Here is a 25,812-nt window from a genome sequence, read left to right as displayed (position 1 = left end):
CCTACGGTCGCCGACATGAATCAGCCCAGCGACAACGCAGGTGCGGCGGCATCCGGCCTTCCGAGGCTCGTGCTCGCGGTCGCCGCGTCGGAACGGGACGCCTTCTTCCCGCCTCCGGCCGACGAGCTGGGCCGCCTGGCGCAGGTCCGGACCGTCGAGCCGCAGGACGTGCAGACGCTCGCCGAGTTCAGCGACGTGATGGGTGATGCGGACATCGTCGTCACCGCCTGGGGCTTCCCGCGGCTGGATGCGGAGCGCCTGGCGGCAGCACCGCGACTTCGGCTGGTCATGCACGCCGCGGCTTCGGTGAAATACCTCGTCAGCGACGCCCTGTGGGAGCGCGAAATCGTTCTGTCCCAGGCTGGTTCGGCCATGGGCCCAGCTGTCGCCGAGCTCTCCCTCACGGCGACGCTCAGTCTCCTGCGACGTACGCACCGCATGGACCATGCCTTGCGCGCCGGTATCGACTGGGACACGGCCCGCGAGATCCCGCGGGCCCGAGAGATGTCCGGCTCACGCATCGGCGTCATCGGCGCCTCGCGCACCGGACGTGCCTACATCACGGCCTGCCAGGCGCTGGGTGCACAGGTGACGGTGTACGACCCCTACCTGCCGGCGGACGACCCACTCCATGGGGTCGCGCAAGACCTGTCCACCCTGGTCGCCACCAGCGATGTCGTCGCCGTTCATGCGCCCGAGACGTCGGAGACACACCACCTGATCGGCGCGGCGGAGATCTCCGCGATGCCGGACGGCGCACTGGTCGTGAACACCGCCAGGTCCGCGCTCCTGGACATGAACGCGCTGTTCGAGGCGGCGTCCGCCGGGAGGATCGATGTGGCGCTCGACGTGTTCGACACCGAGCCGCTTCCCGTCGACGATCGCTGGCGCCTCCTGCCGAACGTGCTGCTGACCGGCCATCGGGGCGGAGCCACGGCGGACTCGCGACGACGCGCCGGACTCATCGTGGTTGACGAGATCCAGCGGCACCTCGACGGGCGGCCGCTGCAGCACGCCGTCGGCCGCAACGACCTCTCCACGAGGGGCTGACATGGCGCGCAACATCCTGCTCCTGCACGCTCATGACCTCGGCCGATTCGTCGGGTGCTACGGCGTGTCGACCGTGCAGACGCCCGATCTGGACGCGTTCGCCCGCGATGCCACGACCTTCGATCTGGCCTTCGCGTCCGCTCCGCACTGCAGCCCGGCCCGCGCGTCCCTGTTCACGGGCACCTCGCCGCAGCACAACGGCGTGCTCGGGCTCACGCACGCACCCTTCGCCTGGGACCTGCGCGAGCCGAGGACACACATCGCTCACCGGCTGCACGATGTGGGCTACCGGACCGAGCTCGTCGGCGTGCACCACGAGTCGCTGGTCCTGGACGACGAGGCGGTCGCGAGCCGTCTCGGCTTCGACCGGGTCCGCACCGGTGGTGGTCGTGACCTCGTGGTCGAACGCGCGGTCGAGGCGCTCGAAGGCGCTGCGCAGGACGAGCGCCCGTTCTATCTCCAAGTCGGCTTCCACGAGCCGCACCGCACGCCGTCGCGGCATGACGAGCCCGGGGTGATGGGCTTCCTCGGCGAAGGCTTCGGCCCGGACGACAGCCGCGGGGTGACCGTGCCGGCGTACCTCATCGACGAGGACGGCTCGCGGCGTGAGATCGCCGAGCTCCAGGGCGCCGTACGGCACATGGACGAAGGCGTCGGCTCGATCCTGCGCCGCCTCGGCGAGCTCGGGCTGTCCGACGACACCGTCGTCGTCTTCACGACCGACCACGGCCTGCCGATGCCTCGGGCGAAGTGCACGTTGTACGACCCCGGTCTCGAGGTCGCGCTCCTGGTCCGCGTGCCTGGCCGGCCGGCGTGGGTCGGGCGTCGGGTGCCCGACATGGTCAGCCATCTCGACGTCGTACCCACGTTGCTCGACCTCGTCGGCCAGCCCGTGCCCACCGACGTGGAGGGGCAGACGTTGACGCAGGTGGTCGAAAGCTCCCGTCCCACAAGCAGATTCACGTTCGGACACCTGAGCCACCACACCTACTTCGACCCGAAGCGTTCGGTCCGCTCCGCGACCCACAAGCTGGTGGCGAACTTCGCGAACGCGCCGAAGGTCATGGACCCGACCCAGTCATGGGTGCATCGCAGCAGACCGGTCGACCTGGCCGGCTCGACCGTCGGCACGAGCCCAGCCTTCGAGCTGTACGACCTCGTCGCCGATCCGCTGGAGCTGACCAACCTCGCCTCCGAGCCCGCCACGGCAGCGATCGGCAACGACCTCGCGACCGAGCTGCTCGCCTGGATGCGCCGGGTCGATGACCCCTTGCTAGATGTCAGCGCGCGCACGACCACCGGTCGGCACCGTCTCGTCCTCGCCGGCCTCGAGTCCGGATGCCTGACCTCGACAGCCGGCGACGGTGCCCGGCCCTGGAACCCGGACCCCACCAACGACGACTCCCCCGACCACGAATCACGAGAGATGGAATCGGCATGATCACACGACGTACTTCCGGAGTGGCCGCTCTCGTGGCCGCAGTCACCATCGGCATGACCGGCTGCGGCGGCAGCTCAGGATCCGGCTCGGACGGTGGCGGCAGCGTCACCCTGTGGATGTATCCGGTCATCAAGGACCCGGTCAAGAGCAAGCAGTTCTGGGCCGCGGAGGAGAAGAGCTTCGAGAAGGCCCACCCCAAGATCGACCTCAAGATCGAGATGCAGACGTTCGACAAGCGCGATGCACAGATCTCGGCGGCGCTCGCCGCGGGCACCGGGCCCGACATCGTCCTGATCACTCCGGACCAGGCGGCGACCTACCTCAACGTGCGCGGTGTGCAGCCTGTCGATGACGCGGTCGCCGACAGCAAGAGCAAGTTCCTGCCGGCCGCCCTCGACGTCGCCACGTTCGATGACCACGTCTACGGCGTACCGCTGTTCGCGAACGTCAACACCACCGCCTACAACACCAAGGTGTTCAAGGACGCCGGCCTCGCTCTGCCCAAGACGTGGGCCGACGTCCGCGCCGCCGCGCCGGTCCTGGCCAAGAAGGGCATCGCGGTCATGGACTACGCGGGCAACCCGGAGCAGACGCTCAACCTGTCCTTCTACCCGCTGCTGTGGCAGGCCGGCGGCGATGTGATGAGCAAGGACGGCAAGAGCGTCGCCTTCAACTCACCAGCAGGCGTCTCGGCGCTGCAGTTCCTGGTGGATCTCAAGAAGGCCGGCGGGCTGAACCCGGATGCGGCCACGGATGGACCGAAGGTCGAGGGAGCGCCGATCGCAGCGGGCAAGGTAGGTCTGCGCGTGCAGGCCGCCCTTCCCGACGTCAAGCAGATGCGTGCGGCGCTCGGCAAGGACAACGTCCAGCTCGGACCTCCACTCAAGGGCACCACGCAGGCGACGTACGGCAGCCCCGGGTTGCTCGCGCTGACGTCCATCAACAAGAAGGACAACCGTCAGGCGGCGTACGAAGTCCTGAAGTTCTTGTCGTCGGCGCCGGAGCAGACCAAGCTCATTGCCGCCTCAGGGACGTTCCCGACCCGCACCGATGTCAAGACCAGCGGCAGTCCTGACGTGGCCGCTATGACCGCGGCCCAGAAGTACGCCAACCCCGGCGAGCCCTCCCCCGCAGCACGCCAGATCATGGCCGCCCTCGCGCCGAAGATCCAAGCCGCGCTGCGGGGTGACCTCAGCCCGAAGGACGCCCTGGACCAGGCGGCGAAGGAAGCCAACGGTGCGCTCGAGCGCACCGTTCGCGGCTGACCGGCCGACGACGTACCGAGGAGGCAGCACCATGACCGCGCAGACACTGCTCGGACGAGCGGCACGTTCGACCGAGCGCCGCCGGGAAGCCATCACCGGAATCCTCTTCGTGCTGCCCACTGTCGTGATCTTCGGGATATTCAAGTTCCTCCCGATCCTCGGCGCCGGTGCGATGAGCCTCACCGACTACCAGCTCAACGGCGACTACACCTTCGTGGGAGCGGACAACTACAGCCGAATCCTTCAGGACGACGCGTTCTGGCAGAGCCTTAAGGTCACCGGCCTGTACGTCGTGATCTTCGTCCCGCTGATCGTCGTCGTCTCCCTCGCGGGGGCTGTGCTGCTGCACCAGATGCAGCGCTACACCGGACTGTTCCGGTCGCTGCTGTTCGTGCCGTACTTGTGCTCGTTCGTGCTCGCGGGCATCGTCTGGACGTGGATCTTCGCGACTGACGGTCCGCTGAACGCGGCCCTGGGAGGACTCGGGTTCGGGAGCGTGCCGTTCATCTCCGGGTCGCAGCTGCTCGTCCTCGGCTCGCTCGCGATGGTCTCGGTGTGGAAGGGCTTCGGATACTCGATGCTGATCTTTCTCGCCGGCCTGAAGGCGCTACCTGCAGAGGTCCACGAGGCCGCCCGCATCGACGGAGCCGGCGCGTGGCGGACCTTCTGGCACATCACGCTGCCGCTGCTCCGACCGATCACGCTCTTCGTGCTGATCATCGAGACGATCGTCGGCTTTCAGGTCTTCGACACGATCTACGTGATGACCGGCGGCGGACCCAACCGAGCCAGCCACAGCCTCATCTACTTCCTCTACGACGAGGGGTTCAAGTTCTTCGACTTCGGGTACGCCGCGGCCGCGGGCGTCGTGCTCTTCGTCATCGTCCTTCTGCTGTCGCTCGTGCAGCAGCGCACCGTCGAAGGAAGGTCACAGTCATGAGCGTGATCGCCACGTCGTCCGAGTCGGCGTCGTCGACCGCGGGTCCCGGTGCGGGGGCGAGCTCGAGATCCGCGCGTCCGGTCTCGCGGGAGCGGCGCCAGCAGCGCGTCCTCACGGCTGTGCTGGCCGTCATCGCGCTGTTCACCGTCGCACCCCTGATTGCCGTGGTGATCCTCGCGCTCTCGCCGGCCGATGCACCGACGATCCCTCGCTCGCTCCCGGACTCACTGACCCTCGACAACCTGACCGAGGTGTTCCAGGTCGGCTCGTTCCCGCGGTGGTTCCTCAACTCGCTGATCTACTCGGTCGTGTCCGTCGTGATCGTCCTGGGCACGGCCTCGATGGCCGCTTACGCGCTGGCACGGAAGCGTTTTCCTGGCCGCAACGCACTGCTCTGGGCCATCGTCGCGACGCTGATGGTGCCGGTACAGGCGACGCTGATCCCGACCTTCATCCTCGTGTCCAAGATGGGCGGCGTGAACACCGTCTGGGGCCTCATCCTGCCCACGCTGGCGAACGCTCAGGCCGTCTTCTTGATCCGGCAGTTCGTCCGCGACCTGCCTGACGAGCTCTTCGACGCGGCCCGCATCGACGGCGCCGGCGAGTGGCGGACGTACGTCTCGGTCGTCCTGCCGCTCATCCGTCCAGTGCTGGCCACGCTGGCGATCTTCGTCTTCCTGTGGCACTGGAACGACCTGCTGTGGCCGTTGGTCGTCGGCCAGACCGACGAGGCGCGCACCCTGACGGTCGGCCTCGCGACTCTCAACACGGAGACCGTCTCGACCTCGAGCATCATGGCTGCGGCCCTGATCAGCTTCGTGCCGTGTCTGCTGATGTTCGTCGCGCTGCAGCGGCACATCGTGGAGAGCATCACCTCCAGCGGCGTCAAGGGATGAGCGCCGGGCGGCCCTTGCGGTTCGGGCTCATCGGCGTCGACTCCCCGCACGCGCCACAGTTCACCCGGCTGCTCGGTGACGGCCTCCACGGCGAGGTCGCGGGTGCGCGCATCACCCACGCCTGGAAGGGCGAGCCGGCAGCAGACTTCCCGCTCGGTCTCGACAGGGTCGACGCGTTCGCCGACGAGGTAGCCCTGCTCGGCGTACAGCTGTGCACCACACCCGAGGAGGTCGCCGACGCTGTTGACGCGCTCCTTGTCGTGGCGGCTGACGCACGCACCCACCCGGCGTACTTCGAGCGGGTGGCGCCCACAGGGAAGCCGGTCTACGTCGACACCCGGTTCGCCCTCACGACGCAGGCGGCCAAGCGCATGCTGGCTACCGCGCGAGTCCACGGCTGTACGCCGTTGGCCGGTTCTCCCAAACGGTTCGCTCCGGAGTTCGTCCAGGTTCTTGGCGATACTCCGATCTCCAGGCTCGTCCTCGACGGTCCGCTCCCGACGCAGCCTGGGCATCCTGATCTGTCGTGGTACGGATTCCATCTGGCTGATCTCGCCGTCGCGACACTCGGCCCGGATCCCGTACTAGTCGACGCGCCGGCAGGTGGTTCCGTGACGGTGACCTGGGCCGACGGGCGCACCGCGCACATCGACGGAGAGCCGACCTGGTCTCCCGTGACGACCGGCACGCTGCATCGTGCGGCAGGCGCGAGCAGCGAGTTCGCCCTGACAGCAGGGCAGTCCATGCTCACCGGCCTGCTGGCCAATCTGGTCGACTCATGCCGCAACGGTGTACCCAACGTCAGCGAGGCCGAGATCCTGGCGACCGTCGCGATCGTCGAAGGCCCTCATGTCAGCCGTACGACCGGTGCCCCAGCTGTCATTGGCCCGACCACTCAGCCGCTCGAGGTGGGAGATGCAGCGGGCTCATAGGTGATCACCGTCTTGGTCGGCACGCTGACGAGTGCCACCTCGTTGACCACGGTGAACGTACGCGCAGCGCACCGCGCCGTTGGCAGCGTGGACACGACGTACGGGTCTGCCTGCGTCCCTTTGCCTCCGCTGATGGCCACGGCGATCTTGGCCGTCGAATCCGCCTGGCAGGGTGCAAGGTTCAGCGCCTTCCAGAGCTCTTGCCCGGCCGGTGTGTTCGTCCGAACGAGCTCGCCCACCCTGGCCGCCGGCGCCGGACTCGCATCCGCGTCCTTGGGTGTTGCCAGCAGCAGCTGGTAGCCGATGCCGCCCGCCGCGGCGACCAGTGCAGCCATGAAGATCTTGAAGCCACTGGCGTCGAGTCCGCGCGAGGCCTGCCAGTAGCCCGCGCGATCCAGCAGGTTCTTGCGGGTTCGGTTGTACACGGCGAGCTGTGCCACGAGGGAGTCGTGAGACGCCCTCTCGGATGCCAGCCGATCCTTGATGTGGTCGAGCTTGCGCTCCGTCTTCCTCAGCCTGGTCTGCTCTGCCGTGAGGGTCTGCTCCGCAGCGGTGATCTTGCCTGGGTCGAGCGGATGTTCTCTTCTGGCCTCGTTGAGCGTGGCCTCCGCCGCAGCGCAGCGAGCCTGGACAGCGTCTCGGTCCGACGTCGCTTCGATGACCTCGCTCTCGAATTCCTTGACCGTGACACGATGCGTGGCCTCGCTGGTGCGCAGGTTTCGGAGGGTGGTCTTGAACTCCTTGAACGTGCCGGCGCCGCTGGGCAGGTGAAACCGTGGCTCAGCATCGACCTTGGCGATGTATTCGTCAGGCAGGTCGCCGAGCTCGAACACACGGGGTCGAATCATGCCCATGGCCTGGTGAATCAACCATCCGACCCCCAGCACACCGACAATGCCGGCCAGCCACGCCCCGAGCAGCTGACCGGTGTTGTCCTCCCAGCTGAGCGCTGGGGTCGTGACGAAACCCTTCGTGAACATCACGGCGCCGACGGCGGCGAAGGCGGCGACCAGCCACTTGACGGTGGCGCGGACACTCTCGGCGGCGTCCAGCCATGCGGGCGGTGCTACGACATCGGAGTCTGCTGGAGGCGGCGGGTCGGTCGTCCCCTGCTTGAGCTCTGCGCTGAGCTGCCAGGCCCCGGAAGGATCGGGGGAAGAGGAAGGCACGTCAGTCGTCGGCGCGCGGAGCGCTCCGGTAGTCCGGATCGGTCTCTGGTGTGACGACCCATGCGCCAGGTGGCTCGTGATACTCCCAGAACAGGCCATCTTCCCGCTTGGTGTCCCCGTGCTTCGGCTTCAACTGGTCAAATGATTCGGTCATGTCGGCCCCTCCCGCATTCGACAACCCCCTCTGAGTATGTGGGGCGGATGACCATGGGACCCAGCAGATGTGTGATCGCTGATGGGCCGCAAGAATCACTGTCGGCGGCTCGAATGCAATTTGATCGCTTCGTGGATAAGGATCCGGTCTGTCGCGTCGGTCATCGCTCCACCGTCGCGACACCTCGCGGATTCGGCAACTGCGCCGGGGCCGACCCCCCGAGGGGTGTGCCGGGGCGCGTCGTGAGTGTCTCGAGGTCACGCTCGATGGCGGCCGCGCCCTCAATGAGGAGGGGCAACGCCTCGGCCTGGACCTGTTGTGGCGTCTGTCGGCCGCGGGAGGTGGAGTACGCCAACGCGGCCACCACATCGCCCGTCACGTCTCGGACCGGCACGGCCGCCGACAAGAACCCTTCCTCCAGCTCGCCGTCCACCAGGGCGTAACCGTTCTGGCGCACCTGGTGCAGGGCGTCTCGGAACTCGATCGGGTCGGTGATCGTGGCAGCGGTCAGCGCCGTGAGGCCCTTCTCATCGATGATCCGGTCGACGACATCGGCGGTAGCGAAGGCCGCGAGGACTCGTCCCATCGAGGTGGCGTGCGCGGGCAGTCGGCTGCCGATGCGGATGTCGATGTTGAGCACCCGGGGCGCATTCACACGGGCGACGTGGACCACGTCGATGCCATCCAGCTGGGCCAGCGATGCGGACTCGCCTGTGACCTCGACGATCCGCTTCAGGTGCGGATGGGCGACGTCAACGATGCTGTGAGTAGCGGCGTAGTGGTGGCCGATGGTCAGCACGCGCGGTGTGAGCGACCAACGTCCGGTGGCGTTGGTGACGTATCCGAGCTGCTGCAGGGTCAGCAAGATGCGGCGCACGGCCGGCCGCGACAGGCCGGTCCGGGTCGCCAGCTCTGCGAGTGACGGGTTGGGCAGGTCGGTGTCAAAGGCGAGCAGCACCGCGAATCCACGCTCGATGCTCTGGACGAAGTCGCGGTTTCGGGCGTCGGGCGCCTCGGGGTCCAGCACTGCATCACGGGGTGAGCTCATCTGCGCTCCCTTCGAATTCACGAGGACTCGATATTGATCGAGACGACCGAACTCGTTGACGGCACGCGTGGTCTCAGGCACGTACGATGTACGCACAGCGTTCAACGCGTACGCATAGCGTATCAAGGAGGCCCTGACCATGGATTTCCGAGAATTGCGCAACGCATTTGGTCGCTTCGCCACAGGAGTGACCGTCGTGACCTGCACCACCGATGACGGCGAGCCGCACGGCGCCACCGTCAACGCCTTCACCGCCGTGTCCCTGGAGCCTGCCCTCGCCCAGGTGACCCTCGGCCGTTCCTCCAAAGCCAGCCAGTTTCTCGGTGATCGACCTTTCGCGATCAATGTGCTGGCCGAGGATCAGCTCGACGTGGCGTGGCACTTCGCCGGCCGCCCGTCGGACCGACCTCCGACCTGGGTGGAAGGGCCTGCCGCGCCACTCCTCGATGGGAGCGCTACCACCATCTCCTGCCAGCCGTGGCGGACCTATGACGGCGGCGACCACCTCATCGTCATCGGCGAGGTGGATGCCGTCGTCGTCACGGCGCGGGAGCCGTTGCTGTTCTTCGGCGGGCAGTACCGCTACCTCAACCCGCATCACGAGGCCGCGCCCGGTACCCACTGGGGCGGGTCGGTGGACTGCCCCACATCGGGCTGGTTCGACGCCGACAGCTTCCGTCCGCTCGTCCAGTCCTCAGCCTGCTGATGACGCCCGCCAGCCGAGTTCCGAACCCCGACACCAGGTCAACCGCACCGCACTCACATCGAGGAGAAACCGATATGACACAGACCGAGGACCACACCGCTGGGCTGCGCGGTACGCCCGAAGGTGCGACGGCCGCCAGGCCCATGACCGGCCAGGAGTACATGGACTCCCTACGTGACGACCGTGAGGTCTGGATCTACGGCGAGCGGGTCAAGGACGTCACCGAGCACCCCGCCTTCCGCAACCCGGTGCGGATGATCGCCCGGCTCTATGACTCCCTGCACGACGAGCAGCTCAAGAAGGACCTGTGGGTGCCCACCGACACCGGTAACGGCGGCTGGACCCATCCCTTCTTCAAGGCGCCGCGCACCAGCGAGGACCTCCGGGCCAATCAGAAGGCGATCGAGCACTGGGCCCGACTGACGTGGGGTTGGATGGGCCGCTCCCCCGACTACAAGGGCAGCTTCCTCGGGACTTTGGGCGCCTACCCGGAGTACTACGCGCCATACACCGAGAATGCCAAGCGTTGGTACAAGGAGAGCCAGGAAAAGGTCCTCTACTGGAACCACGCGATCATCAACCCGCCGGTCGACCGGGACCTGCCTCCGGACGAGGTGGGCGATGTGTTCATGAAGGTCGAGAAGGAGACCGACGCCGGCGTGATCGTCTCGGGTGCCAAGGTTGTTGCCACGGGCTCGGCGCTGACCAACTACAACTTCATCGCGCACTACGGGCTCCCGATCAAGAAGAAGGAGTACGCGATCGTCTGCACGGTGCCCATGGACGCACCGGGTGTGAAGCTGATCTGTCGGCCGTCGTACGGCATGCAGGCCGACACCCTCGGTAGTCCGTTCGACTACCCGCTGTCGAGTCGGCTGGACGAGAACGACACGATCTTCGTCTTCGACAAGGTGCTGGTGCCGTGGGAGAACATCTTCGTCTACGGCGACGTCGACAAGATCAACGGCTTTGCCATGCAGACCGGCTTCTTCCCGCGGTTCACCTTCCATGGCTGCATCCGGTTGGCCGTCAAGCTGGAGTTCATCGCCGGCCTGCTCTTGAAGGCCGTGGAGTGCACCGGGAGCAAGGACTTCCGAGGCATCCAATCCCGGCTGGGCGAGGTCATCTCATGGCGCAACATGTTCCGTGCGCTGGCCGACGCGATGGCCCTGGCGCCCGACCCCGGCCCCAACGGGACCGTGCTGCCGAAGCTGGACTACGGCATGGTCTACCGGAAGTTCATGGTCGAGGGATATCCGCGGGTGAAGGAGATCATCCAGCAGGACGTCGCCTCAGGCCTGATCTACCTCAACTCCAACGCCGTTGACTTCAAGACGCCCGAGATTCGCCCCTACCTCGACAAGTACGTCCGCGGCTCGAACGGCTATGACGCCGTCGAGCGCACCAAGCTGATGAAGGCTCTGTGGGACTCGGTCGGCACCGAGTTCGGTGGCCGGCACGAGCTCTACGAGCGCAACTACGCGGGCAACCACGAGATGGTCAAGGCCGAGATCCTGTTCGCGGCAGAGGCTCAGGGGACGACCACTCAGATGAAGGAGTTCGCTGACTCCTTCCTGAACGAGTACGACCTGGACGGCTGGACCGTGCCCGACTTGATCAATCCGACCGATGTCAGCCGGATCCCGGGCCGCTGACCTGACCGCATCGAGGAGATGCATCATGTCCACCACCGAGACATCGCCCACCGCTGGTGGTTCGGGAGCCAATGCGACCAGGAACTTCAGGGCGGCCGCCGCAGCGCAAGGGGTCGAGAACACCTCACCAGAGCGCGTCGCCGCCATCGCGACCTCCGTCCTGAAGGGCATCCATGGCGCGATCGCCGAGCACGACGTCACGTATCCGGAGTTCCAGGCCGTCAAGAGCTGGTTGATGCAGGTCGGCGAGGGCGGCGAGTGGCCGCTGATCATGGACGTGTTCGTCGAGCACGCCGTCGAGGATCAGGTCTCCAAGTCCCAGCACGGCACCAAAGGATCGATCCTGGGTCCGTACTACCTGCCCGATCAGGTCAGGCTCGAGGCGGCGTGCCGGCTGCCGCAGCGTGAGCACGAAGAAGGCACGCCGCTGGTGCTCGTGGGTCAGGTCCGTGATCTCGGCGGGACGCCGCTCGCCGGGGCCGAGGTCGACATCTGGCAGGCCGACTCCCACGGCTACTACTCGGGGTTCGCGCCGTAGGTGCCGGACGGCAACCTGCGTGGCGTGGTCATCACTGACGGCGAGGGTCGCTTCGCCATCACGACCATCCAGCCGGCGCCGTACCGCATCCCGCACGACGGACCGACCGGTCAGATGATCGAGGCCGCCGGGTGGCATCCATGGCGGCCCGCGCACCTGCACGTCCAGGTGCGCGCTGCTGGCCACCGGCATGTCACCACCCAGCTCTACTTCGCCGGTGGTGACTACCTCGAGAACGACGTCGCCGAGGCGACCAAGCCAGAGCTGATCCTCGACCCGTGGGACGACGGCACTGGCATCCGACGCTCGACGTACGACTTCGAGCTCGAGCCCACCTGAGCGGACGCCCGCTTCGCTGGGCGGCTCCGGCCGCTCCGCGAAGCGGGCTCAGCTCATCCTGATCAGCCGGACATACGCCGACCGGTCAGGTCACTTATTGTCGTTGAACGCCGCGGCAACACCCTTGGCGTACTTCGGAATGGCGACGCTGACGAGAACACCCAGGTTGACCACTCCGGAGTTGAGGAGCATTCCTGACATCAGGGTATCGCCGTGCATCTGGACGACGGCCATATTGTGCTCTTGGAGCTCAAGAATGTAATAGCCGCCCAAGCCGGGAAATCCTGACTCGGTCAATGTCTTGTGCATTTCGAGCGTCAGCATGTTGAACATTGCGGTCGCCTCGGGCTGCGGGTTGTGCGCCGCGAGACTCAGCCCGGTTGTCGTGTCCCAGATGTCGGTCGCCAAAAGACCTTCCTTGAGCAGAGCCTTGGTGACAGCCACGGTCTCTTCAAGCTTGGCGATGTCGATATCGAGCACGATTCCTCCACGTTTTCGGTTACTAGGCATTCTCAACTTCTAAGAACTGACGGATCTGCGCCGCGGCGCGACGAGCATGGACAAGTAGGGCGCCAAGTGTGTCGTGCTCGGTGGCTACCCACAACAGCAGCTTGCCCAGCATCGGGTCACGGATGGCCAGGACGACGACCGTGGAGTCCTGGTCGGTCACAGTGAGGAGGTCGATCCGACGCTCGGCGTCGTCGTGCACCGCCTGGGTCACCGCGTCGGCGATGGAGTGCATCGAGGACGTGAGTGCGGCCAGCCGCAGGACGCCGGCCTCATCCATCCCGAGCGTGCAGAGATTGAAGCCATCGGCCGTGCAGATCATGGCGCACGTGAATCCCTTCAGATTCTCGTGCAGCTCACGCAACGTGGGCATGAGCGCCCGGCCGAGATGCGCCGACCACAGATCCCAGTTGTCGGCGATCTCCGCATCGATCCCCATCTCGGGTCGGCTCTGCAGATGGCCATCCGCTCCCTCGAGGAGCTCCTGAACATTGGGCTCGCCGACCCACCCCATGTGGGCCGACCCAGTACGTTCGCGACCCTTCTTCCCTTTGAGGAGACGCAGGTTGTTGCGGCCCTTGGCCGAGTCCGGAGAGTTCGCCGTCATTGCGCCAGCTCCTTGCGGCTCGACGGCCGCCGCTGACAGAGCGCAAAGGCGGCCTCCAGGACCTCGTTGACCGAGTCGACGTCGCGAGGATCGCCGGCGATCACCGGGATGCTGTCGTCCTGTTCGTGCACGGCTTCGACGAACGGCTCGAGCTCCGCTTCGTCGGCGAGCCGGGTGACCGCAACCACGAGCTTGCGTGCGGGGATCTCTTTCAGCACCGACTCCAGCCACTGTCCGGCGTCCTCCACAGCCAACGTATGAGCACCGAAGAGCCACAGGACGACGGCGTTGCTCCGTGGCATCGCCGAGCGCCGGACCATGTCGAAGCGCTTCTGTCCTGGCGTACCGACGATGCAGACCCGTCGGCCGTCGGGCGCGACCCACTCACCGATCTCGAGCCCGACGGTGGTGGTCGGCTTGAGGTGCTTGCCGATCGTCGGGTGGGTGTAGGAGCTGGTGACCTCGGTCGTCAGGACATTGCTGGTGCAGACCTTGAGCGCTGCGGTGGTCTTTCCAACCCCGAACGGTCCGACAAATGAGATCTGCGGCCCAAGATCCGCGCCGACAACTTCCTGCATCCGCAGCTTTCCCCTCAGTCCCCAGCTGGCCACGTCGTGCGGTCGAGTCTAACCAGATGTGAGCGCGGGATGCGCCGGAAAGGAGGACCGTGAACGTCGTGACTCGTCGTCGCCGGTGCAGAGGAACGCGCCTGGAGCGAGAGGGGGGACGACCTCGAAAGAGGCTGGCACTGGGGCCTTTTCGCCGACGTTCCTCAGGGAATGGTGCCAGTGCCGGTCGATGAGACTCAGCACGCACAAGGCCCCGAACCCTACGGTTCGAGGCCTTGCCGATGTCCTACGACATCATCGGTCGGGCTGACAGGATTTGAACCTGCGACCCCTTGACCCCCAGTCAAGTGCGCTACCAAACTGCGCCACAGCCCGATGCCCATGAGTGCCAGTGGCGCTCGCGAGCGACCTGAACCTTATCGCACGCCAACCCCACCCAACGAATCGGCCAGGCGCTCGTCAGCGCGGGGTGCGAGCAGTCGTACGACGAGGGCCGGGACTAGTTGCGACGTCGCTTCTCGCGGACCCGGACGGACAGCTCGATCGGGGTGCCCTCGAAGCCGAACTCCTCGCGCAGGCGACGCTCCAGGAAGCGCCGGTAGCCCGCCTCGATGAAGCCGGAGGCGAAGATCACGAACCGCGGCGGGCGGGTGGAGGCCTGCGTCGCGAACAGGATGCGAGGCTGCTTGCCGCTGCGAACCGGGTGGGGGTGGGCGGCCACGATCTCACCGAAGAAGGCATTGAGCCGGCCGGTCGGCACCCGCTGGTCCCAGGAGTCCAGAGCTGTCTCCAGGGACGGCACGAGCCGGTCCATGTGACGCCCGGTGAGGGCTGAGATGTTGACCCGAGGCGCCCACGGCACCTGCACCAGCTCGCGCTCGATCTCGCGCTCAAGGTAGTAACGCCGCTCCTCATCGAGCAGGTCCCACTTGTTGAAGGCCAGCACCACGGCGCGACCGGAGTCGATGACCTGCTGGATGACCCGGATGTCCTGCTCGGCGATGCTGTCCTCGGCATCGATCAGCACGACCGCGACCTCGGCCTTCTCCAACGCCGTCTGTGTCCGCAGCGACGCGTAGAAGTCGGCGCCACGGGTCAGGTGGACGCGTCGACGGATGCCGGCCGTGTCGACGAAACGCCAGGTCTTGCCACCGAGCTCGATGAACTCATCGACCGGGTCACGTGTGGTGCCGGCGACATTGTCGACGACGACGCGGTCCTCGCCGGCGAGCTTGTTGAGCAGAGAGGACTTCCCGACGTTGGGCCGACCGACGAGAGCCACGCGCCGAGGCCCGCCACGGGCGTACGCGCCACCGACACCGGAGCGCTCCGGCAGGACCGCCATGAGGGCGTCGAGGACGTCGCCGCTGCCGCGACCGTGCAGCGCGGAGACGGGGTAGGGCTCCCCCAGCCCGAACGACCAGAGCATTGCGGCCTCGGCCTCAGTGCGCTGGTCATCGACCTTGTTGGCGACCAGGATCACCGGCTTGCCCGAACGACGCAGGAGCTTGACGACGGCGTCGTCGGTGTCGGTGGCGCCAACGGTCGCGTCGACCACGAACATCACCGCATCGGCGAGCTCCACGGCGACCTCGGCCTGCTCGGCGACCCGCAGGTGGATACCGGTCGCGTCGACCTCCCAGCCGCCGGTGTCGACCAGGGTGAAGCGTCGACCGGACCACTCGGCGTCATAGGCCACACGATCGCGGGTGACGCCGGGGACGTCCTCGACGACCGCCTCACGACGGCCCAGGACTCGGTTGACCAGCGTTGACTTGCCGACGTTGGGGCGGCCGACGACGGCGACGACGGGGCGGGCCTCGCCCTCTGCCTCGCCATCGAGGTTGGCGCCTTCGCCAGAGAGGAGAGCCTGGTCCTCCTCGCTGAGCTCGAAGTCCTCCAGCCCGACCCGGAGGGCGGTCTCAACCGATTCGTCGTGTCCGGTCTCGTCGAGCGGACCCGACGGGGTCACGTCGTCGGAAGGGTGGTCAGACACGGGCACGTCCTTGAGATCGAAGAGGGATGTGGCCAAGGGCCAACCCTCATTGTCGCTTATGTCGTCAGGGGAGACGGGGTGGCTCATCGCCGGGGAGTGGCATGCCGGTGCGCTCGACCGCGTCCGCCACATGCGCGGCCAGGCGGTCGCGCAGGGTCTCGGTAGCCAGGCGCAGGCGTTCGCGCCCGGGTACGTCGGCTCCCGAGGTTACGCTGAAAGGCTCGCCGAACACGACTTCGAGGTGCCCGCGCAGCCGCGGCCAGGAGCTGCGCGCCGCTCCCATGCCGCGCGTGCCGAGGCAAGCGACAGGAACGACCGGCGCGTCTGCCTGCAGCGCCAACCAGGCCGCGCCCTGCTGGACAGCTCGGACGTCGCCGGCACCGCGTGTCCCCTCAGGGAACACGCCGACTGCTCCCCCACGCTCGAGCACCGCGCGGGCTGCGGCGAGGGCCGTGCGGTCGGCGCTGTTCTGGTCGATCGGGATCTGTCCGACGCCACGCAGCAGCACGCCCAAGGCCGTGGAGAAGTAGGAGCGTTTGACCAAGAAGTGCACCGGCCGAGGCGCGAGGCAGTAGACCAGCGGACCGTCGAGAAATCCCGAGTGGTTGGAGACGAGCACGACGGGACCGGACGACGGAACGTGCTCGATATGGCGGCGACGAGCGTCGTACAGGATTGGTGCGAGGACCTGGCCGAGCTGATGGCCGGCGGCCGTGCCACGGCTGCCGGGGGCGACGTCAGACACGCTCGCCCCGCGCGGCGACGACCGAGAGCACCGCCTGAACGGACTGCTCGAAGTCGAGGTCGGAGGTGTCGACGGTGACGACGCCTTCGGCCGCCTCGGTGAACTGGGAGACCGTCGAGTCGCGGGCGTCGCGCTGCACGACCTGAGCGCGGGTGGCCTCCACCGAGGCGGACCCGGCGTCACCATGCAGCTCCTTGGAGCGGCGCGCCAGACGGGCCTCCTCGGACGCGGTGAGCAGCACCCGGACATCAGCATCGGGCGCGACGACAGTCGTGATGTCGCGCCCCTCGGCGACGACTCCGCCTGTGGCAGAAGCGATCTCGGCGATCAGCGCGCGCTGCCGCTGCTGCATGTCCGCACGCACGTCGAGGTTGGTCGCCACCTGCGAGACGGCCTCTGAGATGCGCGTCTCACGGATCGCGGCGTCGACCTCTGTGCCATCGACGCTCACCGACGGCGCAGACGGGTCGGTGCCGAGCTCCAGCGGCAGCTCACGTGATGCCTGGGCGACGGCCGTGGTGTCAGCGAGATCGACGTCCTGGTCGAGGCACCACCACGTCAGCGCGCGGTACATCGCGCCCGTGTCGAGGTAGCCGACCTTGAGAGAGGCGGCGACAGCCCGGGAGACGGATGACTTGCCCGAGCCGGACGGGCCGTCGATGGCGATCACCAGAGGATGCGGAGCAGGGGTCGTCGTCACGCGGGTCAGGGTACTGCCGGGCGCTCATGGCCCGCACGCCAGCACGAGCTCAGTCGTGCACGCTCCAGCCGGCCGCCTCGAGCGCGTCGCGCAGGCGCTCGGTCACGGCGGGCAGGACGGAGAGCTCGGCCAGACCGACCGGTCCGCCCCGCGCGTGCTCGATCCGGATGTCCTCGAGGTTGATCTCGGCCTCGCCGACGTCGTGGAACAGCCGGGCCAAGGACCCAGGGCGGTCGGGGATTACGACGACGAGCGTGCCGTACGCCGTCGGCGGCGCGCCGTGCTTGCCCGGGATCCGCGCATGACCGAGCTGGCCATCAGCGATGGTGTGCGCGAGCACGCCGCGGGCGCCCTCGGCGGGAGGGTCTGCGGCGACGCGGGCCAGCGCGGCGCGTACGGCCTCGAGGTCAGTGGCGAGGTGCTCGATCACCGGTAGCAGCGCAGGCGCGTTGGCGGACAAGATCTGGGTCCACATCAACGGGTCGGACGCCGCGATGCGCGTCACGTCGCGAACGCCTTGCCCGGAAAGCGCCACCGCGTCGTCGGAGACCTCGCGGAGCCGGGCCGCGACCAGGCTTGCCGCCACCTGCGGCAGGTGCGACACGGCTGCGACTGCCGCGTCGTGCTCAGCCGCGTCCATGAGCACGGTGACGCTGCCGGCGGCATCAGCCACGCGGCGCACGAGATCGATCGCGGTGTCGTCGCTGGACGGGGACGGGCAGATCACCCAGGTGCGGCCCTCGAAGAGGTCGGCCTGCGCTGCGACCGCGCCGGACCGCTCTCGCCCGGCCATCGGGTGGGAGCCGACGTAGCGGTGCAGCTGCTCGACGGCCGCGCGCTGCACCTCGGCGAGCACGCTCGCCTTGACCGACGCGACGTCCGTGACGACCGCCGAGGGCCAGGCGGCGAGCTCGTCGGCCACCACCTGTCCGACGACGTCCGGCGGCGCAGCGACCACGACCAGGTCGGGCGCTGCCGCGACATCGAGCGAGCCTGCGCCCAGGTCTCTGGCCAGCGCGGAAGCCGTCGGTGAGATGTCCTGCAAGGAGACTCGAAAGCCCTTGCGGGACAACGCAAGACCGATCGACGTGCCGAGCAGGCCGGTGCCGACGATCCGGACGTGCAGGCTCACAGACCCGCGGCCTTGTAGAGCGCTGCCACCTCACGACTGCTCAGCGGTCGCAGCTTGCCGGGCCGGAGCTCGCCGAGCTGGACCGGACCCACATCGGTGCGCACCAGTGACTCCACGGGGTGACCGACGGCCTCGAGCATCCGGCGCACCACGTGCTTGCGTCCCTCGTGGAGCACAACCTCGACGAGCGCACGGCCCGGCTGGGAGTCGACCACCCGGAACGAGTCGACCGCGACCGGCCCGTCCTCCAGCTCGACACCCTCGCGCAGCTGCTTGCCCACGTCGCGAGCGAGCGGTGCGGGCACCAGTGCGACGTAGGTCTTGGAGACGCCGTACGACGGATGCTGCAGTCGGTTGGCCAGCTCACCGTCGTTGGTCAGCAGCAGCAGACCCTCGGTGTCGGCATCGAGACGGCCGACGTGGAACAGCCGCTCCTTGCGCTGCTCGACGTAGTCACCGACCGAGGGCCGGCCGAGCTCGTCGTGCATGGTCGAGACCACGCCCAGCGGCTTGTTGAACGCGAGATAGAGGCGCGAGGTGTCCAGCTGCACGCGCTCGCCGTCGACGTGTACGGCCTGCTTGAGCGGGTCGATCCGCACGCCGAGCTCGGTGACGACCTGACCGTCGACGATGACTCGGCCCTCGGTGATGAGGTTCTCGCAGGTCCGCCGGCTGCCCACGCCGGCAGCGGCGAGAAGCTTTTGCAGGCGTACGCCGTCGGGGTCGTGGACGTCGATCGCGTCCGGCCGGGGCGTCCGCTCACGAGGCGGCTGCGTCGGCTGGCTCGGCTTGGTCGTGCCGGCACGCCAGCTCCCTGAGCGGCCTCCACCGCCCGAACGGCCACCGCCGCCTGATCGACCTGCCGCACCAGAGCGACCACCGCCGCGCGGTGCGCCGCCACGACCTCCGCGGGAGCCGCTCCCCCGGCCTCCTGCGCCTCCGGTGCCTCCTTGACGAGGCTTGCCCGGGCTCATCCGTGACCCTGCTCGACCAGCTCGTCGATCATGTCGGCGTCCGGCAGGTGCGGCGCCAAGGGCGGCAGGTCCTCCAACGAGCCGAGGCCCAGCCGCTGGAGGAAGTAGGGCGTCGTGCCGTAGAGCATCGCGCCTCCTTCGAGGTCTTGTCCGAGCTCATGAATGAGCCCACGGGTCAGCAGCGTGCGAATCACGCCGTCGACGTTGACGCCGCGCACCGCGCTGACCCGGGAGCGGGAGATGGGCTGCCGATAGGCAATGACCGCAAGGGTTTCCAGCGAGGCTTGGGTCAGCTTGGCCTGCTGACCATCGAGCAGGAACTTCTCGACGACCGGTGCGTAGTCCGAGCGGCTGTAGATCCGCCAGCCGCCACTGATCGCCCGCAACGCGAAGCCGCGCTGCTGCTCGTCGTACTCCTGCTCCAGGGCCTGCAGGTGCTCCCGTACGTCCTCGGTCGGCATCTCCAGCGCACTGGCGAGCTCGTCGTCGGTGACCGGCTGGTCGACCACCATCAGCACCGCCTCGATGGCGGTGCGTGCCCCTCCGGGGAAGTCGTTGATGTCGAACGCGATCTGGTCGGTCGGCTCGGGCGCATCCGGCTCGGCCTCCACCTCGATCGGGGGTTCAGTCAGTGGGTCGTCGCTCACGCGCGTCCTCTCCGTTCGTCGTCACGTCGGGGTTCTGTTCGTCGTCTTCGTCTTCGTCGTCTTCGTCGAACTCGTCGCTCACCGCGACCGAGCCGTCGTCATCGCCGGTCCAACGCACCACCAGCTCGCCAAGTGCTTCTTCCTGCTCGAAGGCGATCGCCGCCTCCTTGAACAGCTCGAGCAGCGCGAGGAAGCGAGCGACGATGACGAGCGTGGAGTCGGCATCGGCGACCAGGGTGCGGAAGGACGCCGTACGACGCTCCCGCAGGCGGTCCACCACGATCGCCGCCTGCTCACGCACGCTGACCTGCGTCGCGTGCAGGTGGGTGAGCCCCACGGTCGGTTCGGGCTTCGGCGTCATGGCGCGCGCCGCGATGATCGCCAGCTGCTCCGGCGTGATGTTCACGATCAGCTCGGGCAGCAGACCGGCGAAGCGCTCGTCGAGCCCTGCCTGACGCGCCGTCATCCGCCCGTAGGTCGCCATCCGGTGTGCGATGACGGCCGCAACCTCCTTGAACGCGCGGTACTGCAGGAGCCGGGCGAACAGCAGGTCACGAGCCTCGATCAGCGCGAGGTCCTCCTCGTCCTCCGGACCGGTCTGCGGCAGCAGCCGCGCGGCCTTGAGGTCCAGGAGGGTGGCGGCGATGAGCAGGAACTCTGACGCCTGATCGAGGTCCCACTCGACGTCGTCCTGCTGCACCGAGCGGATGTGTGCGATGAAGTCGTCGGTGACCTTGGACAGCGCGATCTCGGTGACGTCGAGCTTGTGCTTGGAGATGAGCCCGAGCAGCAGCTCGAACGGCCCGTTGAACACGTCGAGATGCACCTGGAACGGCGCCGACCCCGAGCGCCTGGTGAGGATCCCACCGGGCGTTGTCTCGCTGCGCTCCTCCTCCTCCGCCCGAGGTCGCAGGCTCCCCCGCGCGGCATCGTCACCCAGCGGCGTCGACTCGGTGGCGTTGGCCTGGGCAGCCTCAGGCAGAGCCTCCGAGATGTCGGAGACCTGGTCGATGGTCATCGACTCAGGCCGCCTCGCCCCGCGAGATGAGCTCGCGGGCGAGCTGGCGATAGGCCTCGGCCGCGCCGTGGGTCGAGGCGTACGACGTGATCGGCTCGGCGGCGAGCGTTGCGTCCGGGAACTTGATGGTCCGCGTGATGACCGTGTGGAAGACCCGGTCGCCGAAGTGCTCCACGACGCTCTTGACGACATCGCGGCTGTGCAGGGTGCGGCCGTCGTACATCGTCGCGAGGATGCCGTCGACCTGCAGCCGTGGGTTGAGCCGGTCGGTGACCTTCTCGATCGTCTCGACGAGCAGTGCGACGCCGCGCATGGCGAAGAACTCGCACTCCAGCGGAATCAGTACACCGTGGGCTGCGGTCAGCGCGTTGACGGTCAGCAGGCCGAGGGAGGGCTGGCAGTCGATCAGCACGACGTCGTACTCGTCCAGAACGGGACGGATCGCGCGCGACAGGACCATCTCGCGCGCCACCTCACCGACCAGCTGCACCTCGGCAGCCGACAGGTCGATGTTGGCCGGGATCACATCGAGGTTGGCGGTGTTGGTGTGCTGGATGACGTCGTGGATGTCGTGGCCGGGCTCGACCAGCATGTTGTAGATGGTGTTCTCGAGCTCGTTGGCTCGGATGCCCAAGCCCACAGACAGGGCACCCTGCGGGTCGAAGTCGATGAGCAGCACCTTGCGGCCGTACTCCGCCAGGGCGGCACCCAGGTTGATGGCGCTGGTCGTCTTGCCGACCCCGCCCTTCTGGTTGCACATGGCGATGATGCGCGCCGGACCGTGCTTGGCCAGCGGTTTGGGTGCTGGGAAATGGGGCAGAGCACGCCCGGTCGGGCCGACCTGGCCCTTGCTGGCGGCATCGATGCCGGGCAGGCGAGCGTGCTCGCCGTCGGTGGCTGCCTGTGACGTCACGAGATCACTCCCGGGTTGGATCGTTCGGCATCACGCCGATCGCCGCCCAACCTAACGCACGGTCAACGCGCTCGGGGATGCGCCTGGGCGAAGACCTCGCGCAGCTGCTGCACGGTGACCATGGTGTAGATCTGCGTCGTCGTCACCGAGGCGTGGCCGAGCAGCTCCTGGACGACGCGGATGTCGGCGCCTCCGTCGAGCAGGTGCGTGGCGAAGGAGTGGCGCAGCGTGTGCGGGCTGACGTGGCCCTCGAGGTGGGCGCGTTCGGCCGCTGCCTGGATGATCAGCCAGGCGCTCTGTCGCGACAGTCTGCCCCCGCGAAGGTTGAGAAACAGCGCTGGTGTGGCCCGGCTGAGGAGGACCGGGCGAGCACGTACGAGGTACGCCGAGAGCGCGTCGGCGGCGTACGTCCCGAGAGGCAGGATGCGCTCCTTCGAACCCTTGCCGAGCACCCGTACGCTCATCGCCTCCAGGTCGACGTCGTCGACGTCCAGGCCGGTGGCCTCGCTCACCCGCGCACCGATGCCGTACATCAGCTCCAGCAGCGCCCGATCGCGCAACGCGGACGGCGTGTCGCCGGTGCTGGCGGCGGCCAGCAGCCGCTCGACCTGGTCGATCGGGATGGCTTTGGGCAAGCGGCGAGGTGCCTTGGGCGGGGACACCGCGACGGCCGCGTCGGTCGGGGTCTCACCCTCAAGGGCGAGGAACCGGTGGAAGCCGCGCACGGCGACCAAAGTGCGTGCGGACGAGGAGGCGGCGAGCGGACGGTGCTCGCTGTCCCCCTCGCGCAGATGCATCAGGAACTCCGCCACATGAGCCTCGGTGGCCTTCGCGGGCTCAGTCACGTCCTGGCTCGCGAGGAAGTCGGCGTAGCGGCGCAGGTCGCGCTCGTACGCCCGCAACGTGTGGGTCGAGACACCTCGCTCCACCCGGAGGTGGTCCAGCCATCCGCGAATCGCCCGCTGCATCGGAGACACCGGGCACCTCCTAGATTCGCAGCATGACCGCCTTCGCCGTCCATCAGAATGGCACGCCCGCGACCGTCGACCACCTCGCACCGGTGGTGTTCGCCGGCGGCGCCCACTTCACCGCGATGCAGATCCGCAGCGGCGCGGTCCGCGGCCTCGACCTGCACCTGGACCGACTCCGGCACGCGTCGACCGAGATGTTCGGGACCCACCTCCCGGACGACCAGATCCGCGGCTACCTCCGCCAGGCGATCGAGGCCGCGCGGGCCGACGCGTCACTGAGCTGCTTCGTTGCGCCGCGTCCTGAGCGAGGTGGGTCCACCGCGGCCGCGGCCCTGGACGTGTTCATCCGTACGGGTCCGCCGGCTGACCCGCCCGAGGGCCCCCTGGCACTGGACGTCGTCGACTACCAACGCCATCTGGCGCCGCTGAAGCACGTGGGTGAAGTGGCCAAGTCGTACTACCTACGCCACGCCGTCTCGCGCGGGTTCGACGACGCCGCGTTCGTCGACTCACGGGGTCGCTTGAGCGAGGCGACGATCTGGAACCTCGCCTTCTGGGACGGGACGTCCGTCGTGTGGCCGGAGGCTGACCTGCTCCGCGGCATCACCATGCAGGTCCTCTCACGTCAGCTGAAGGCTCGGGGTGTGCCGCAACGGACACAGGACATCCGGGCGGACTCGCTCGAGCCGTTCTCGGCTGCGGTCGTGATGAACTCGTGGACGCCGGCCATCGTTGTCGACCGGATCGGTGACCACTCGTTTGCGGATGGCGGGTCGGACTTCGCCGCTCTGCTCCACCAGACGTACGACGCTGAGTCGCCGGCCCTCCCCTAGCATCGCCTCAGGTGGACGTGAGAACTATTGCGCTGAAAGGCAATTCGCGTGCCGTACGCCCATCTCTGCAGGTCTGATCAACTTCGCCGGGATCGGCGCGGCCGCCCAGGACGTCGCGGGCGCGGCACCGTGCCTGTTCACCTCGTCGGCCAAACGCTGACGGGGCTCGTTTCGATGAAAGAGTGTTCGCATGCAGCTCTATGCCGACCTGCCCGCTCGACGCTGGCGCCAGGTCATCGGGGACATTCTGATCGTTGTCTGGGTGGTCGCCTGGGTGCGGGTGGGCATGGAGGTCCACGCGCGCGCCGCCGGCTCCGGCAACTCCGCGAGCCAGCTGGAGACCGGTGGGCAGGAGTTCTCTCGCAGCATGACCGAGGCGGGCAAGCAGCTGAAGAAGGTGCCGCTCGTCGGCGACCAGCTCAAGCCGCCGTTCGACCGTGCCGCCCGCACCGGCACGTCGTTCTCGCAGGCCGGCCGGGACATCCAGCTCGGCCTGGACCAGCTGGGTCAGCTGCTCGGCATCCTCGTAGCGGCGCTGCCGATCTGCCTGGTCCTGGCGTTCTGGGCCCAGGCCCGGTTGCGCTACTCACGACAGGCCCACCTGGCCCGCGCGCTGGAGGGCTACGAGGGCAGCGAGGTCGACGTCGTACGCCGTCTGGCCGGTCTGGACCTCGGCTCGCTGGGCCTGCGTCCGCGGATCAGTACGACGGCAGCGGCTCCGTCAGTCGAGAAGGCTGCCGCACTAGTTGCGAAGACTGCCGGGCGATCTGAAGAGCCGCCAGCAGTGGCCGTATCGAAGGCCGCGCCCGCCGCCACTGACCCTGACGCGGATGTCGCGAAGACGCTGCCCATCGAGCGGTCCGGAGCGACCGTCGACCGGTTCGAGGCGCCCACCGAGCCGAGTGCCGTGCCGCTGCACACGCCGGACGAGCCAGACACCATCGACAAGGACTGAAGGCGCGTCTGTCAGGGGCGGCGCTCACCGGACCCACGGGCGAGCAGGGTGGTCTCCAGAGTGACACTCGTCGCTCCGGTGCGTCGGCGCTCGGTGGCCTCGATCGCCAGGCGCGCCGCCGTGCGACCCATCTCGACGGGGCTGTGCGCGACCACGGTGATGCCCAGCAGGTCCCCGAGCTCGAAGTCGTCGAAGCCGACCAGGGCAGGCTCGACGCTGAGCTCGTTCATGGCTTGCAGCGACCCGATCGTGATGCGGTTGTTGCCGGCGAAGATGGCGGTCGGCGGCTGGTCCTGCGTGAGCAGGCTGTGGGCAGCCTCCGCCGCTGCCTGCACGCTGTGCGCACCGCGGCGTACGGCCCGGGTCGGGTCGAGACCGGCCGCCCGCATCGTCTCGACGTAGCCCTCGAAACGCTCCCGGTCCGACGGCAACCGCGAGAGGTCACCGATGAACCCGATGGACGTGTGGCCACCGGCGATGAGGTGCTCGACGGCGGTCCGGCTACCGCCCCGGTTGTCGATGACGACCGAGTCAGCCTCGATGCCGACTCCGACACGATCGACGAAGACCACTGGTATCCCACGAGATTGAACATCTCGCATCGCCTGGTGGTCATCAAGGGTCGAGACGAGGATGACGGCCCGTACGTGCCTGGTCACCAGCTCGTGCACCAGCGCGCGCTCGCGGTCGGGCTCTTCGTCAGAGCTGGCAACCGTCAGCTGGCCGTCCCAGGCGCGGAGCTCCTGCTCGACGCCCTTGGCCAGGGCTGAGTAGAACGGGTTGGCGATATCGCCGGTGATGAGCCCGACGACATGGGAGTCGACGCCGCGAGCGAGCATGCTGGCCGTCCGGTTGAGCTGGTAGCCGAGCTCCCGCGCCGCGTCCAGAACCCTGGTCTGCTTGTCCGGCGAGACGTGCGCCTCGCCGTTGAGCGCACGCGACGCGGTCTTCAGACTGACCCCGGCGTGCTGCGCCACCTGGGCGAGAGTCGGAGCGACGCCGCGCGGGCGTACTGCTGGCCTCTCGGGCGTCTCAGTCGCCATGGTCCTGGTCCTCACTCACTCTTGAGCCAACGGTCCCCACATGTCGTTGCGCCGCTCCAACAGGACTCG

At 67.9% G+C, this 25,812-nt stretch carries 26 protein-coding genes, 1 tRNA gene and 1 pseudogene; 11 read left to right on the top strand and 17 right to left on the bottom strand.

Features of this window, described 5'->3' with window-relative positions:
- Nucleotides 1-15: 15 nt before the first annotated feature.
- Genes VV02_RS15295 through VV02_RS15270 form a run of 6 tightly spaced genes read left to right on the top strand, consistent with a single transcriptional unit; the run spans nt 16 to nt 6,524 of the window.
- Nucleotides 16-1,050, top strand: coding sequence for a hydroxyacid dehydrogenase (locus VV02_RS15295; RefSeq protein ID WP_052592799.1), 1,035 nt, complete (start codon nt 16-18; stop codon nt 1,048-1,050).
- Nucleotide 1,051: 1 nt separating this feature from the next.
- Entirely contained in the window at nt 1,052-2,491 is a 1,440-nt protein-coding gene (locus VV02_RS15290) for a sulfatase family protein (protein WP_083450194.1), read from the top strand.
- The gene (locus VV02_RS15285) at nt 2,488-3,756 is read left to right on the top strand and encodes an extracellular solute-binding protein (protein WP_052592797.1); all 1,269 of its coding nucleotides are present in this window, start codon (nt 2,488-2,490) and stop codon (nt 3,754-3,756) included. Before VV02_RS15290 ends, VV02_RS15285 begins: the two co-directional genes overlap by 4 nt.
- A 31-nt stretch (nt 3,757-3,787) precedes the next feature.
- Entirely contained in the window at nt 3,788-4,696 is a 909-nt protein-coding gene (locus VV02_RS15280; RefSeq protein WP_052597074.1) for a carbohydrate ABC transporter permease, read from the top strand.
- A complete protein-coding gene (locus VV02_RS15275) occupies nt 4,693-5,592 on the top strand; it encodes a carbohydrate ABC transporter permease (protein WP_157063422.1) in 900 nt (299 codons plus the stop codon). The genes VV02_RS15280 and VV02_RS15275 overlap by 4 nt, the downstream gene beginning before the upstream one ends.
- On the top strand, nt 5,589-6,524 hold the full coding sequence (locus tag VV02_RS15270) for a Gfo/Idh/MocA family oxidoreductase (RefSeq protein ID WP_052592795.1): 936 nt from the start codon (nt 5,589-5,591) through the stop codon (nt 6,522-6,524). Before VV02_RS15275 ends, VV02_RS15270 begins: the two co-directional genes overlap by 4 nt.
- Here the strand turns inward: VV02_RS15270 and VV02_RS15265 are convergent.
- The 3 genes from VV02_RS15265 to VV02_RS15260 form a co-directional block, all read right to left on the bottom strand.
- The gene (locus VV02_RS15265; RefSeq protein ID WP_052592792.1) at nt 6,488-7,693 is read right to left on the bottom strand and encodes a hypothetical protein; all 1,206 of its coding nucleotides are present in this window, start codon (nt 7,691-7,693) and stop codon (nt 6,488-6,490) included. The two genes, VV02_RS15270 and VV02_RS15265, sit on opposite strands and share 37 nt — an antisense overlap.
- 1 nt (nt 7,694) lies before the next feature.
- Nucleotides 7,695-7,847, bottom strand: a complete 153-nt coding sequence (locus VV02_RS26440) for a hypothetical protein (protein WP_157063421.1) — start codon at nt 7,845-7,847, stop codon at nt 7,695-7,697.
- A gap of 160 nt (nt 7,848-8,007) precedes the next feature.
- Nucleotides 8,008-8,895 (bottom strand): IclR family transcriptional regulator domain-containing protein, encoded by an 888-nt coding sequence (locus tag VV02_RS15260; protein ID WP_083450556.1) that lies wholly within the window; start codon nt 8,893-8,895, stop codon nt 8,008-8,010.
- 139 nt (nt 8,896-9,034) lie between these two features.
- On the opposite strand from VV02_RS15260, the gene VV02_RS15255 reads away from it, so the two are divergent.
- The 3 genes and pseudogenes from VV02_RS15255 to VV02_RS15245 all read left to right on the top strand — a co-directional run bounded on the left by VV02_RS15255 (nt 9,035) and on the right by VV02_RS15245 (nt 12,133).
- A complete protein-coding gene (locus VV02_RS15255) occupies nt 9,035-9,601 on the top strand; it encodes a flavin reductase family protein (protein ID WP_052592790.1) in 567 nt (188 codons plus the stop codon).
- Nucleotides 9,602-9,675: 74 nt separating this feature from the next.
- A complete protein-coding gene (locus tag VV02_RS15250; protein ID WP_052592788.1) occupies nt 9,676-11,256 on the top strand; it encodes a 4-hydroxyphenylacetate 3-hydroxylase family protein in 1,581 nt (526 codons plus the stop codon).
- A pseudogene (locus tag VV02_RS15245) lies at nt 11,231-12,133 on the top strand (dioxygenase family protein). Before VV02_RS15250 ends, VV02_RS15245 begins: the two are co-directional and overlap by 26 nt.
- 90 nt (nt 12,134-12,223) lie before the next feature.
- Here VV02_RS15245 and VV02_RS15240 read toward each other — a convergent pair.
- The 13 genes from VV02_RS15240 to xerD all read right to left on the bottom strand — a co-directional run bounded on the left by VV02_RS15240 (nt 12,224) and on the right by xerD (nt 22,909).
- Nucleotides 12,224-12,613, bottom strand: coding sequence for a hypothetical protein (locus VV02_RS15240; RefSeq protein WP_052592786.1), 390 nt, complete (start codon nt 12,611-12,613; stop codon nt 12,224-12,226).
- A gap of 22 nt (nt 12,614-12,635) precedes the next feature.
- Nucleotides 12,636-13,247: a roadblock/LC7 domain-containing protein gene (locus VV02_RS15235; RefSeq protein WP_052592784.1), complete on the bottom strand. Its 612-nt coding sequence runs from the start codon at nt 13,245-13,247 to the stop codon at nt 12,636-12,638.
- Nucleotides 13,244-13,858, bottom strand: coding sequence for a GTP-binding protein (locus VV02_RS15230; RefSeq protein WP_157063420.1), 615 nt, complete (start codon nt 13,856-13,858; stop codon nt 13,244-13,246). The genes VV02_RS15235 and VV02_RS15230 overlap by 4 nt, the downstream gene beginning before the upstream one ends.
- Nucleotides 13,859-14,117: 259 nt before the next feature.
- Nucleotides 14,118-14,191 (bottom strand) — tRNA-Pro (locus VV02_RS15225).
- Between the two features lie 124 nt (nt 14,192-14,315).
- Nucleotides 14,316-15,812, bottom strand: a complete 1,497-nt coding sequence (gene der, locus VV02_RS15220) for a ribosome biogenesis GTPase Der (protein ID WP_052597070.1) — start codon at nt 15,810-15,812, stop codon at nt 14,316-14,318.
- 64 nt (nt 15,813-15,876) lie between these two features.
- Complete coding sequence (locus VV02_RS15215; protein WP_052592781.1) at nt 15,877-16,557, bottom strand: lysophospholipid acyltransferase family protein; 681 nt, start codon at nt 16,555-16,557, stop codon at nt 15,877-15,879.
- A complete protein-coding gene (cmk, locus tag VV02_RS15210; protein WP_052592779.1) occupies nt 16,550-17,257 on the bottom strand; it encodes a (d)CMP kinase in 708 nt (235 codons plus the stop codon). Before cmk ends, VV02_RS15215 begins: the two co-directional genes overlap by 8 nt.
- 49 nt (nt 17,258-17,306) lie before the next feature.
- The gene (locus VV02_RS15205) at nt 17,307-18,389 is read right to left on the bottom strand and encodes a prephenate dehydrogenase (RefSeq protein WP_052592777.1); all 1,083 of its coding nucleotides are present in this window, start codon (nt 18,387-18,389) and stop codon (nt 17,307-17,309) included.
- Nucleotides 18,386-19,363, bottom strand: a complete 978-nt coding sequence (locus VV02_RS15200; RefSeq protein WP_052592775.1) for a pseudouridine synthase — start codon at nt 19,361-19,363, stop codon at nt 18,386-18,388. Before VV02_RS15200 ends, VV02_RS15205 begins: the two co-directional genes overlap by 4 nt.
- The gene (gene scpB, locus VV02_RS15195) at nt 19,360-20,010 is read right to left on the bottom strand and encodes an SMC-Scp complex subunit ScpB (RefSeq protein WP_083450191.1); all 651 of its coding nucleotides are present in this window, start codon (nt 20,008-20,010) and stop codon (nt 19,360-19,362) included. The genes VV02_RS15200 and scpB overlap by 4 nt, the downstream gene beginning before the upstream one ends.
- On the bottom strand, nt 19,988-21,028 hold the full coding sequence (locus VV02_RS15190) for a segregation and condensation protein A (protein ID WP_083450190.1): 1,041 nt from the start codon (nt 21,026-21,028) through the stop codon (nt 19,988-19,990). Before VV02_RS15190 ends, scpB begins: the two co-directional genes overlap by 23 nt.
- A gap of 4 nt (nt 21,029-21,032) precedes the next feature.
- Nucleotides 21,033-21,941: a ParA family protein gene (locus tag VV02_RS15185; RefSeq protein WP_052592773.1), complete on the bottom strand. Its 909-nt coding sequence runs from the start codon at nt 21,939-21,941 to the stop codon at nt 21,033-21,035.
- A gap of 62 nt (nt 21,942-22,003) precedes the next feature.
- Nucleotides 22,004-22,909 carry a site-specific tyrosine recombinase XerD gene (xerD, locus tag VV02_RS15180; RefSeq protein WP_052592770.1) on the bottom strand — a complete coding sequence of 302 codons (906 nt, stop codon included), beginning with the start codon at nt 22,907-22,909 and terminating at the stop codon, nt 22,004-22,006.
- Between the two features lie 32 nt (nt 22,910-22,941).
- Here xerD and VV02_RS15175 point away from each other — a divergent pair, with 32 nt between their 5' ends.
- On the top strand, nt 22,942-23,745 hold the full coding sequence (locus VV02_RS15175; protein WP_052592768.1) for an aminotransferase class IV: 804 nt from the start codon (nt 22,942-22,944) through the stop codon (nt 23,743-23,745).
- Between the two features lie 190 nt (nt 23,746-23,935).
- Nucleotides 23,936-24,700 carry a hypothetical protein gene (locus tag VV02_RS15170; RefSeq protein WP_052592766.1) on the top strand — a complete coding sequence of 255 codons (765 nt, stop codon included), beginning with the start codon at nt 23,936-23,938 and terminating at the stop codon, nt 24,698-24,700.
- A gap of 11 nt (nt 24,701-24,711) precedes the next feature.
- On the opposite strand, the gene VV02_RS15165 is transcribed toward VV02_RS15170, so the two are convergent.
- Nucleotides 24,712-25,743, bottom strand: coding sequence for a LacI family DNA-binding transcriptional regulator (locus tag VV02_RS15165; protein ID WP_052592764.1), 1,032 nt, complete (start codon nt 25,741-25,743; stop codon nt 24,712-24,714).
- Nucleotides 25,744-25,812: the final 69 nt, after the last annotated feature.

Origin of the sequence: Luteipulveratus mongoliensis (assembly GCF_001190945.1) — a bacterium.
GTDB lineage: Bacteria > Actinomycetota > Actinomycetes > Actinomycetales > Dermatophilaceae > Luteipulveratus > Luteipulveratus mongoliensis.
This window is presented reverse-complemented; position numbering and strand designations above follow the sequence as displayed.